Source organism: uncultured Psychrobacter sp., assembly GCF_947488565.1.
In the GTDB taxonomy this organism is placed as follows: domain Bacteria; phylum Pseudomonadota; class Gammaproteobacteria; order Pseudomonadales; family Moraxellaceae; genus Psychrobacter; species Psychrobacter saeujeotis.
Window position 1 is genome coordinate 375451 of sequence record NZ_CANKZC010000001.1, and the last position, 12560, is coordinate 388010.

Genomic DNA, 12560 nt, shown 5'->3' on the forward strand with positions numbered 1-12560 from the left:
CATAAACAATTCCTTCTAAAATCATTGTCATGTCCTTGGTTAACATCTGGTTTTCGACGCCTTCAATCCACGCAATGACATCCTATATTCGATAACGCTTGCTCAAAATACCTACAAATTCAGGTAGAATAGAATCTATGACAGCTTCTATCCCATCTACCTCTCGTAAAATTATTCATCTCGACATGGATGCTTTTTATGCCAGTGTTGAACAACGAGACTTTCCTCAATACCGTGGCAAGCCTTTAGTCGTGGGTGGAGATCCAAGTGGTCGCGGTGTGGTCGCTGCGGCCAGTTATGAGGTGCGTAAATTTGGCGTACGCTCTGCGATGTCCTCTTATGAAGCCCGCAAGCGGTGCCCAGAGGTGATATTTGTACGACCAAGATTTGATGTTTATAGATCAGTCAGTAGCCAAATTCGCTCTATCATGTATAGTCTGACACCGCATGTTGAGCCACTATCTTTAGATGAGGCTTATCTTGATGTTACAGGTCTTCAGGTACATAAAGGTTCAGCTACCTTAATGGCTAACTGGTTACGAGCACAAATATTAGAGCAAACAGGACTAACGGCATCGGCAGGTGTTTCGTTTAATAAAATGCTAGCAAAGATTGCTTCTGATATGAATAAACCTAATGGTACAGCGATTATCACCCCTGATGATGCCGCAGCATTTATTAGTACGCTACCTATAGAGCGTTTTCATGGAATTGGTAAAGCAACGGCCAGACGCTTACATGCTATGGGAGTGTCTACTGGTGCTGATCTTCGTCAGGTGCCCGCTGCCGCATTAGTTAACGAGTTTGGTAAACGAGGACAGTTTTATCATGATATTGCTCATGGACGTGATGAGCGATTAGTAAAATCTGAACGTCAGCACAAATCGGTCGGCTCAGAGACTACCTTTAAAGACAACCTGAATGATTGCGAACCATTACGGTTGCAGATATATGAGCAGAACGCTGATGCGTTTAAACAGATGAACAATAAGCAGCTTATTGCTTATACCATTACCCTCAAAGTAAAATACGCTGACTTCACACAAATAACGCGCTCACATACTTTATCCACGGCTTTTATTAGCGCAGAATCTGCACATTACTGGTTAGATAAGCTATTTTTAGACATACCGCGCGCCCTACCTATTAGACTCGTAGGAGTCACCTACTCGTCTTTAGCTTCTGCAGCACAGCCCCTACCACAACTTACCTTATTCGATTAATCGTGTCTTTTTTATACTGATCTGACTATATTTGGAACTTTTTCCGCTATTATTTTGTTTCTGCTAAACTAATGCCAAAATTCTACCTACCTATATGATTCATTATGACCAACTTAAACATCAAAACCACCATTCCTAATATAGATAACGATACCAATATGAACGATACTAATTATGATGATAGCCCACTGACTTATCTAAGCGTAGCCGATTATGATTATGAGTTACCAGATGAGTTAATCGCGCGCTATCCACTAGCTAAGCGCTCAGACTCCAAGCTGCTTTATGTACCCGCTATAAATCAATCAGAACAAATAAGCCTGCCTCAAGACCATTTATTTACCGCATTACCGTCGTTACTTGATACAGGCGATCTTATCGTCTTTAACGATACTAAGGTAATGAAAGCGCGACTATTTGGTAAAAAAGATACTGGAGGGCGCGTTGAAGTATTGATCGAACGTTTGATAGAGAGCGCAGAACTAGAAGATATAACTGTCAATCATGAATCATTAGCCACACGCCAAAATATCGCACTGTGTCATGTAAAATCCAGTAAAGCGCCAAAAATTGGACAGCGCTTATGGTTAGCTGACGACAATATGAGCTGTGAGATGATCGGTCGTCAGGACAACTTATTTGTATTGGCGTTTGTTGCGCCCATTCTTCCTGATTTAGAAATCTACGGTGAGCTGCCAATTCCGCCTTACTTTGAGCGTCATGCTGATGCAACTGACAATACTCGCTATCAAACGGTGTTTCATGATCCTGCCAAACTGGCCAGCGTTGCCGCGCCCACGGCGAGCTTACATTTTGACGAAACCACTCTCTCAGCTTTAACTACCAAAGGGGTTAATACCGCGTTTGTCACTTTACACGTTGGTGCAGGTACATTTGCGCCTGTTAAAACTGAAAACCTGCTCAATCATACTATGCATAGTGAATATGCCCATTTACCGCAAACAACCGCAGACCTAATCAATCAAACCCATGCAAAAGGTAAAAAAGTCATAGCTGTTGGCACGACTGTTGCACGTGTTCTTGAGACGGCTTATCAAAAAACGGCAAACGATGGACAAATTATTGCTGCATGGTCAGGCGATACCGATATATTTATTTATCCTGGTTTTGAGTTTGGCGTGATTGATCGTCTACTAACCAATTTTCATTTACCCAAGTCTACCTTATTAATGCTTGTATCCGCATTTTCAGGTAAAGCAGCTATTGAACAAGCTTACCAACATGCAATCAGCCATCGGTATCGCTTTTTTAGCTATGGGGATGCTATGTTGTTAGATAGAAAAGTACGTTGACGAGAGATTGAGCATTATTTAATTGAAGCAATACGAATACCCAATACTTCATTATAAACATTGTTGTACTGGGCTATTTTCGTAAGTCACTTATCAATAAGTCATAATAAAAAGGGCTGCGCATGTCTTGGCATTTACCTCATCGATTGACCAATATTCATCACGCGGTATCAGTAGCACTCCTTTGTTCTGTGAGCTCTATTGCGTGGTTACCTGTTGCTCAAGCAGCCACTATGGGTAAAACAACCATTACCTCTGCTCAGCATGAACCTTTGACTGCCAGTATTACGGTCACCAACATCGATGCTAAAGATTTTGCCGCTAGTATTGCAAGTCCTATGATTTATCAGCAAATGGGACTGACCCCTACAGCATCTATGGCTGTACGGTTTGTACCGACTTCTGCCACTGCTGGTCAATTACTTATCCAGACATCACAGCCTATATCAATGCCATTTGCAGATGTCGTATTAGCAATAAATGATAATGGCCAACGCAATGTCATCCCTAAGACTCTACTGATGCCTCTTGGTAATAATAACGTACCAATTAAACAGTCCAAACGAGTGGTATCAGGTGCGCCAAAACCAAACTTACCGGTAGTGTCAAACTCTAATGCTAAACCTTTAACAGTCAGACGTGGTGCACCGCCACCATTGATTATGGCATCAGATACCCAAACGCCAACATCAATGCAGACATTACCAAAAACTGTCTTGCGTAAAGCACCTAATGTCAATGCACCAGCAGTGACAAGCCCAGCTGAAACTACCCCTTTGTCAGTATCTCAGACTTCACGTGCATCACAGATAAGCTCATCAAAGATGAGAGAGACAACCGGTTTGTCTGCTGACGACCTAAACAACAAAGGTTTGAGCAATGTTGATTCAACGACGAATAATACTAACGCTAAACAAACCAGTAAAACAGATCCGGTAAATACCAGTGACCCCAAAAGCGCCTTAGCATTAGAGAATTCGGTTGCCTCTAATACCAGCTTAGCTGCTAAAAATGATACGCAAAAAAACAAAGCTCTAAACAACAGTATGCCCGTGAAGAATACTGCGTTTAGCCCTATCGAAACTGCTGTTAATACCAACAAACAAGCCGATATCTTAAATATTCAAGTAACTCGTCAAATACAGCTAAAAACAGATCTCAAAAATAGTCCAAATCGGCCAACCCCTTTTATAAATGATATTGAGGCGACAAGCACTTCATCCAACGCACCATTGCCCTCTGCTACCGTTTCCTCAAATACTGGTACTGATATAGCCGCCACAGACTCTATGTCAGACAGTAAAAGTACAGCCATGACAAGCTATACCGTACAACGTAATGATAATCTTTGGCTTATCTCTCAGCAGATTGCACAGCAAAATAATGTTGATGTATCGACGGTGATGAAACAAATAAAATCGCAAAATCCTGATGCTTTTATTGCAAAGGATGCTGACTTGCTAAAAGCCAACGCTGAGCTGAGCTTACCCAGTTATGACATCGTACCTTCACAAGAAAGCCTGCAGACTGCTATTGCAGCTCAAAGACAACATTACATACAGGTCAGCCGGGCTAAAAAAAAGAGCGTAGAGAGAAAAGAGAGAAAAAAGACAACTGCTGCAGACTCGACTAGCGATAAGGAGTTAACAGCATCTACAGACATGCCGTCTAACACAAAAACAACACCTAAACAGTCAAATAAGCCTTCAGAAGTCGCCCCTAAAACCTTGCCAAAAGCACGTTTCTCTGTCGTTGCGCCTGGTCGTGATGGTAGCGCTGATGGCACTCAAACTAAAGCTGCCGCGGCAACTGGTAATGGATTAAGCACAGACATTTTAGCCACGCTAAAATCGGCGCGTCAACGGACCGATGAGCAGGCTAAGCGGGTAGCAGCAACCAACAGCACTCTTGGTAGCTATGCCAAAAAATTACAACTACAAAACCAAAAACTGGCTGAGCTTGAAGCTCGTCTTAAAAAATTACGCAATCAATAATTGCCTCGCTGCTCAGCACAAATTGCTGTAAACAAGGCTCGTAGGCTTAGGAGTATTTATGGATAATATGCTGTATATCATTGTGGGTCTGGTAGCAATTTTACTGGTAGCGGTACTCGTGCTACGCAAAAGTAAGGCCAAACAACCAACCGCACAACACTTGGATAAGACCAATCAAAGTGTAGATGCTCATGCATCCACATTAAAGCCAAAGACGGCGTCTGTAGACTCAAAACAAGTCCCTGTTCAGCAAAACGCGACCAAATTTGATCCATTAACCGTGGCTCAACGCTTTATAGATCAGCAGCGTTATGATAAAGCCATTGAAACCATTGAACGAGGCTTAACTGAAAAACCTCAAGATTCTGAGTTATTACTCAAGCTATTGAATATCTATGCAACAACCGAGCAGCTTGAAGATTTTAATAAAACTTATAACGCGATCAAATTGTCCGGTAATGCAACTGCTATAGACAATGCGGATAAACTCAAAGCTTTATTAGACCAAGAACAAACGCAAAACCAACCAGTAAAGCCTGAATCTGACAATGAAGCTGCGTTTGAAGGTATAGATTTTGACTTATCCACCTCACAGACTGTTACGGATATTAAATCTGATACAGACAACGACAATTTAGACAGTTCTGAAGCATTTAGTGACTCTGTATCCTCACAACAAAGCATCCCTAGCGCTAACAATGATTCTGATGAAAATTTTGATCTAACGTTAGCTGATTTGGAAAACACAAACGCAGAAACTAACAATCTAAACGCCAGTAGCCTAGAAACGAGTCATTTAGAAACTACTCAGCTAGAAACTACTCAGCTAAAAACTACAGCAGATGGCGATGACATCAGTGATTTTGATATAACCGAAGTGACAAATGCTGATGAAACAAGTACTCAGCCTGTTGCTGTAGACGACGTTAATAAGGATCAACACGTAAATAACGTAAACGTCGATGATGACTTTATGCTTGATTTCGATTTGATGACAAATGATAGCAACTCGTCGGAGCTAGATTTCGATGATGTTCAAACGCAAGACAGCCAGTCACAAGATGTCAGCTCAGATGACGAATTTGTTTTAGACTTTGATGACTTGGTTGAAGAGACAGTTACCAGTAAAGAGACAGATACTACTAATCAAGAAGACAATACTCAGCCTACTAACGATGATTTTGCGTTACTGCTAGAAGATGAAGATAGCGCACTTGTTACAAACTCATTAGACACTCAAGAAAACCTTAATGAAAATGAGCAGGTATCAGGAAACGACGTTGTAGACAGTTTTGCTGCACTCGAGACAACAGACAGTAGCGACGAGCCCACTGTAAGCGAGGCTACACAACTAGAATTAGCAGCGACTCAGGAAGTAATTGACGATAGTACTGATGAGAGTATTGAAGATACTTTATCAATAGATGAAGAATTTGATTTTGATGAAGTTGCAACTGCACCTACTGCCGATACACCAGTGGAGAATGAAGCTGATATCAGCGTCACCGAGGACTACCATGTAGATACTCAAAACGATACGACAGTTGCAGCGTCCGATAGTGATTTTGCCGCACAGTTTGCAACAGATTTTGATTTTGTTCAGACCTTGGACAGCAATCAAGTGACGTTAGACTTAGCAGGTCAGTATTTACAACTGGGTGAATACGATAGTGCCAAACGCCTACTCAATGAAGTCGTCACTCAAGGTGATAGCGAACAACAAAGTCAAGCAAAAGAGATGCTAGCGCGTACTGCTTAATATACGGGTAAAGTGCTTTACAGTGTTTTGAACAAAGATTATTTATTAACAAGCATCTTATGAAAATAAGATGCTTGTTTCTATTTGACGGTTTATCATTTATATTAACCCTATTTTATTTTTTTCACTCACATCTAGTACGGTAAACCCATGTCATTACCCTCGACCTCGACAAATCTATCGTCCAACCCTATTCAGCTCATTTATGCTGGTGGTACCTTTGGTAGTTATGGACGTCCATTGGCGCCTTTAGATGCCGACATTTTCTTGCCAGCTTTACAGACGCTGCTCACCAATTACAGTCAAACAAACTATCTACCAGAGTTCTCATGGTTAGATAACACACTAATTAAAGATAGTAGCCAACTAACTTCAAACGATTTTATGCACTTTTACAGGCTACTACTAGATGCCTATGCGACAGGAGGGCGTCAATTTATACTTATTACAGGCACAGATACTTTGAGTTATCTTGGTGCATTTTTGGCAGAGGCTTTTGCAGGCACTGATATGTGCTTGATCGTTACAGGTAGTATGCGTCCACTGTTAGACAGCGACATGTTACAGACATATACTGTTGATGCAAATAGCGATGCATGGAACAATCTTAGTGAGTCCCTACGTCTGGCTGCTGCTGGAGAATCCGGCGTCAAAATTAGCTTTGGCGGCGAGTCATGGCCTGCACAAACAGTACAAAAGATTCATAGTCATGACTTTATGGCTTTTACTGGTCATACTCGTGCTGGCTATCCAAACAACAGTTATATAAAGCAGCTGCCAGACACTCGTCGTCAACACTGGCTTGATGACCAAATGACTGTTGGTGACGGTATCCAAGCGCGTGCTAAACGGGCGAGCGTACATGCGCTATACTGCCTTCCCAACGCACCTGATATCTTGGGCAAACAACTAGAGGCGCTGTTGAATGAGCCACCCTGCGGTATCATTTTATTAGGTTTTGGTGCAGGTAACGTTCCCTACTCTGAGAGTTTAGCCACCGCATTAAAACGTGCATATGAGCAGGGTCATATGGTGGTATGCGCTAGCCAATGCCCATTTGGCGGAGTCAGCGATAGTTATGCAGCGGGCAGTTGGCAATATGACTACCATGTCATCGCTGGTGGACGCTTAACTATTCCTGCTATCTATGCGCGGTTATTATGGTTATTGCTACGTTATGATACACCTGCACGCAGACGACAACGCTGGACATATACTGTCAACCAGTCAGGAACGACTTTGAACAAAAACCGCTAACCGTGAGCGCCAAGCAACAAACAAGCACTCACTTCAAACGCTACGATTATTATGGAAGTTGAAAGATTAATGGAATCTGAGAAACAAGACATCCCTACTTATAACTTGGCGATCGCCATCGAGTTTTTGGGCACCAACTATCGAGGCTGGCAACGTCAAAAAGAGGTGACAGGAGTACAAGAGGTACTAGAAAAAGCCATCAGTACTGTCGCCAACGAAACTGTTGAAGTTATCGCAGCGGGTCGCACCGATGCCGGAGTCCATGCTGGTAATATGATTGCGCATTTTGTCACTTGCGCCTACCGTCCGACCCATAATTGGCTACGTGGTATCAATAGTCTATTGCCTGACGATATTGCCCTACGCTGGGTGCAACCTATGCAAACAGACTTTCATGCTCGTTTTGGCGCTATAGCACGTCGTTATCGTTACATTACGCTCAATCAGGCTGCGCGTCCTGCCATACTCAACCATCAAGTGACTCATATTCACGAACCTTTAGATGTAGCAGCGATGCAACTTGTGGCAGCTGATGTTGCTGGGACTCATGATTTTAGCAGTTACCGTGCAGCAGCTTGTCAATCTAACCAGCCTATACGTACTGTTAGTCACGCAAAGCTTTTTACGCATGGCGCGTTTATTGTCTTTGACATACAAGCCGATGGTTTTTTGCATCATATGGTACGTAACTTGATGGGTACACTACATGCGGTTGGAAGGCATGAGCTACAACCTTCAGACTTTTTAACTATTTTGGCAAAAAAAGACCGTACCATTGCGCCGCCCACTGCTTCTGGTGACGGACTATACTTTATCAACGCCTACTATCCTGAGCATTATCAGCAGCTGTTGCCAGTCTCACCACTTACTCCCCTGTGGCTCAACTTACCTGAATAAAATATGATCGACTGATATACATAACACTTGCTCACTGTCAAGCAAAAACAATGATTTGTTGCTTTAATATTTAAACTTACGTATAATATCGGTTTATTTTTCATTGATAGATACCAACTATGGCTAAAGACGATATTATTGAATTTGAAGGTGAAGTTATTGATACCCTTCCAAATACATTGTTTAAAGTTCGTTTAGAAAACGGACACGAGATTATTGCTCATATCTCAGGAAAGATGCGTAAGCACTATATCCGTATTTTAACGGGCGACAAGGTTAAAGTAGAAATGACGCCTTATGATTTGACTAAAGGTCGCATTACCTACCGTGGCAAAAACTAATCTCTTATATTATTTTATCTTTAAGATATCAGCTATTTACTCTTGAGTCGTTAAATAGATTATTGAGTAGATTGTCCTGTTATTATGTAATACTAAATGATTTTTACGATAACAATAAAAAATGGTAGTCCGTTTCTTGCTACCTTTTATAATCAATCGTACTTAGTTTTGCCAAAAAAATACCGCCAATTTTGAGCGGTATTTTTGTATTTGGGGTTTGGAAACTACTTGAATTCTACTGTAGCGTCATCTTTGATCGTACCTAGTAATGCTAAAGCGTCCCAGTTGGTCAACCTTATGCATCCTGATGATGCTTGCCTGCTGATGCGTGCTGGGTCTGGTGAACCATGAATGCCATAAGTAGGCTTACTTAGCCCTATCCATACTATTCCTACTGGATTATTCGGCCCTGGCGGAATAATCGCCTGATTGCCATCCTCGCCAGTATAAGTGTAGTTAGGTTCATGTACTTTTACTTCAACTTTATGCGTCCCTGATGGTGAGGGTGTTTCTGTGCTACCGACAGTCGTTGGATAACTTGCAACTAAGTTGTCTTTCTCATCATAAGCATATAGAGTTTCAGTCGCTTTATCAGCGACTACTCGACTTATTGGTTTTGTGTTTGGATTACCAGGGTTATAAACAGTGATGGTCTCTCCAGCCTCAAACTTAGCATTCGGGTTAAGAGTCTTAAGATACTTCTCACTCATATGAAATTTTTCTGCTAATGCTTCACTGACGCTTTCATAGTACATCCCTTCAAGCTTGGCTTTCGCTTCTGCACCAGCAGGAATGCTAGTAGTTTCCATATTCACATCGGCATCACTTAGCTTATAGCCAACCAGTACAGGTTGGGACATAAGCTTTTTATTGTTAGTTAATGCTTGCCATGTCTCATTATTGAGATGATCCGTCACCTTCAAACCACGAGCTTTTTGAAACGCTTGCATGGCTTTTTGAGAGTTTTTACCCCAATAACCATCTATAGGCCCAACACTACTTTGGTTCCAGTTCAGTAAGGCTTGAAGCTTGGTGCTCATGCTACGATTTACTTCTACCCCTTTTTGCCAGCTATCGCTATTCACCTTTTGAGCAAACTTTGGTAAGTTATCTGTCGTATACTTAATAGTAGGCAATAGCTTGTTCAATGAAGTTACCGTGTCACTATCTCCAGTAAGCTTTTGACTGACTCCATTAGTCACTGGACTAACATCAGTGCTAGAAGATTTGTTACTAGCATTGGTATTGGTATTAGCAGCAAAACTTGGGCTCATTAATAGTGCTACAATTAGCCCTAACGCCCCTATGCTTTTACTTTTTGGTTTATACATATTTTATTCCTCAATTTTTTATTATAGACATATCAAAATTGTTGTTTTGTTTTTCGCTTTCGATAAAAACCAAGCAAGATGACAGCCAATCTATTTCTATGGATAGCTTTGTAAAATACTAGTTTTACACACTCTTTGAGCAAATGTAATCATGTCACAATAGCATTGTATAATGTAACAGATTTATGTTAACAAACATCTAGTCTTATAGTCTCTGTGTTAAAAAAGCGCCTACAGTACAGATTATAGATTTAACCGCTGTAATCTAAATATTTTTATTCATAAAAAACCCGTAAACTGCTGAGCAATTTACGGGCAAACTATCTTCAAGACTTTTTGTAAAACAAATACTAATGGCTATTATTGCATTCGTATAGATTTATTTATACAAGCTTTGCCAATACTGCCTGTCCCATCTCTTGACACCCTACTTGTCGTAAATCAGCTTCACTACTGTCTAAGATATCAACTGTACGTAAGCCATCATCAAGAACATCACTCACTGCCTGTTCAATCGCTTGGGCAGCTTGTTCTTGCTTAAAAGTATAGCGTAGCATCATAGCGACAGAGAGTATGGTGGCCAATGGATTGGCTTTATCTTGTCCAGCGATATCAGGTGCAGAACCATGGCAAGGCTCGTACATCCCTTTACCCTCTTCATCAAGACTGGCGGATGGCAACATGCCAATAGAGCCTGTTAGCATAGCCGCTTCATCAGATAAAATATCGCCAAACATGTTGCCCGTTACCATAACATCAAACTGCTTTGGATCGCGAATCAGCTGCATACAAGCATTATCTGCATACATATGACTAAGTGCAACGTCAGAATACTGAGATTCTTGCATTTTAGTCATGGTTTGCTTCCAAAGCTCAGTGACTTCTAAAACGTTTGCTTTATCTACCGAACAGATTTTTGCAGGTTTACCACTTGCTTTAGCACGAACTTGCGCCAAATCAAAAGCCACCTTACCGATACGCTCAATCTCGCTGGTTTTATAGACCATGGTGTTATAGCCTTGCTGCTCACCATTATCCAAAGTACGAATGCCGCGCGGTTCACCAAAGTAGATACCACCCGTTAGCTCACGAACGATTAATAAGTCTAGGCCTGAGATAATTTCAGCCTTAATACTAGAGGCATTCGCCAATTGCGGATAAAGCTTGGCAACGCGTAAGTTGGCAAATAAACCAAGCTCACTACGGATTTTTAGCAGACCACGCTCAGGACGTTTACTGCGTTCGATGGTGTCCCATTTGGGCCCACCAACTGCACCTAACAATACAGCGTCCGCTGCACGTGCTCGGCTAAGTGTTTCTTCTGGCAAGGGTTCACCAGTTGCATCAATAGCTGTTCCACCAATCAATCCAGACTCAAAAGTCAAGTTTAATGTAAACTTTTTGTTGACGGCTTGTAGTACATCGATGGCTTGGGTCATAATTTCAGGACCAATGCCATCACCAGCTAATGTTAAAATCGTTGCCATACTAATCCTTGTTGATACATAAAAAAAAGAAGTGACAAGCGTCTAATGTTGCTTTAACCGATATATGCCCGTGACATGTGACATCAAATTAATGGGTCGAAAGATACAATATTACACTTTGGCTTTTGACTGTGTTGCTTGTGCTGATTGCTTTATTTGGTTTGTCACGTTCGTTTCTACAAACTCACCCTGACTTTCATTATTCATCTGTTTACAAAACTGACGCTTGATACTATCGTTTTGAATCAGATCAATACATAAAGGATTGGGCGAAGCTGTATCCAATAAACTGCCCGTATCTTGGCTAGATTCTTTACGGTAAGCACGAAGTAGATAAGTATCCGGCTCTACAAACTCGTGGATCATAGCAAAACGCTCAACATAACCCATATTATTTTCAGGATAAAAATTTATATGCACTTCACGTTTTGCAGGCTTAACCCGTGCATAGTAGTTCGTCATCCCAGCTATACCAGATGCTGATAACGGTACAACCTTGACAGAATGCTGATTCTTCAACGGTACGAAGAGCTCAGTTCGTGTACGGTCAACAATCTCATCATCCGTATTGATCACACTTAACAGCTTATGATCTACTGGCTTATGAGTATCTGGAGCAATAACCGAAGTTTGGTCGATTTGCATAATTTCACAATGATAAGTACCCGCACAAGCGATGTTTACTTCTCCAGCAATCGGTTTTATTTGCCCTGCCCACTTATCAGCGCTTTCTGCATCATCTATTTGCTGGTAGCCTGTTAGTAGCTGACAACCCGACAATAGCAAACTTGTTGCGATAGAGAGACTGGTACATATAGCAATACGTTTTTTATTCATAATGATGACTACTACTTCATAGTGATAACAAATTACCTTTCATTCTAGTCATTTTGTTACGATAACTCAACGTTGTATTATTGACCAATTCATTTTTATTAAACATCAATTTATATAACAT

General features: G+C 41.4%; 10 protein-coding genes. 7 read left to right on the plus strand and 3 right to left on the minus strand.

Annotated features, from left to right (window positions below; all coding sequences use genetic code 11):
* Positions 1-137 precede the first annotated feature (137 nt).
* The 7 genes from dinB (at position 138) to infA (ending at position 8784) form a co-directional block, all read left to right on the plus strand.
* A complete protein-coding gene (dinB, locus tag Q0890_RS01410; RefSeq protein ID WP_299216541.1) occupies positions 138-1223 on the plus strand; it encodes a DNA polymerase IV in 1086 nt (361 codons plus the stop codon).
* 158 nt (positions 1224-1381) lie between these two features.
* On the plus strand, positions 1382-2536 hold the full coding sequence (gene queA, locus Q0890_RS01415) for a tRNA preQ1(34) S-adenosylmethionine ribosyltransferase-isomerase QueA (RefSeq protein WP_299217977.1): 1155 nt from the start codon (positions 1382-1384) through the stop codon (positions 2534-2536).
* A gap of 122 nt (positions 2537-2658) precedes the next feature.
* Positions 2659-4530, plus strand: a complete 1872-nt coding sequence (locus tag Q0890_RS01420) for a peptigoglycan-binding protein LysM (RefSeq protein WP_299216542.1) — start codon at positions 2659-2661, stop codon at positions 4528-4530.
* A gap of 58 nt (positions 4531-4588) precedes the next feature.
* Complete coding sequence (locus tag Q0890_RS01425) at positions 4589-6289, plus strand: FimV/HubP family polar landmark protein (protein ID WP_299216543.1); 1701 nt, start codon at positions 4589-4591, stop codon at positions 6287-6289.
* Between the two features lie 150 nt (positions 6290-6439).
* A complete protein-coding gene (locus tag Q0890_RS01430; protein ID WP_299216545.1) occupies positions 6440-7546 on the plus strand; it encodes an asparaginase in 1107 nt (368 codons plus the stop codon).
* Positions 7547-7615: 69 nt separating this feature from the next.
* A complete protein-coding gene (truA, locus tag Q0890_RS01435; RefSeq protein ID WP_299216547.1) occupies positions 7616-8443 on the plus strand; it encodes a tRNA pseudouridine(38-40) synthase TruA in 828 nt (275 codons plus the stop codon).
* Between the two features lie 119 nt (positions 8444-8562).
* Positions 8563-8784 carry a translation initiation factor IF-1 gene (infA, locus tag Q0890_RS01440; RefSeq protein WP_068036477.1) on the plus strand — a complete coding sequence of 74 codons (222 nt, stop codon included), beginning with the start codon at positions 8563-8565 and terminating at the stop codon, positions 8782-8784.
* 224 nt (positions 8785-9008) lie between these two features.
* Here infA and Q0890_RS01445 read toward each other — a convergent pair whose 3' ends face one another.
* The 3 genes from Q0890_RS01445 to Q0890_RS01455 form a co-directional block, all read right to left on the minus strand.
* Positions 9009-10115, minus strand: a complete 1107-nt coding sequence (locus tag Q0890_RS01445) for a L,D-transpeptidase (protein ID WP_299216549.1) — start codon at positions 10113-10115, stop codon at positions 9009-9011.
* 383 nt (positions 10116-10498) lie between these two features.
* Positions 10499-11602 carry a 3-isopropylmalate dehydrogenase gene (leuB, locus tag Q0890_RS01450; RefSeq protein ID WP_299216551.1) on the minus strand — a complete coding sequence of 368 codons (1104 nt, stop codon included), beginning with the start codon at positions 11600-11602 and terminating at the stop codon, positions 10499-10501.
* A gap of 111 nt (positions 11603-11713) precedes the next feature.
* Positions 11714-12439 (minus strand): hypothetical protein, encoded by a 726-nt coding sequence (locus Q0890_RS01455; RefSeq protein WP_299216553.1) that lies wholly within the window; start codon positions 12437-12439, stop codon positions 11714-11716.
* Between the last annotated feature and the right edge of the window lie 121 nt (positions 12440-12560).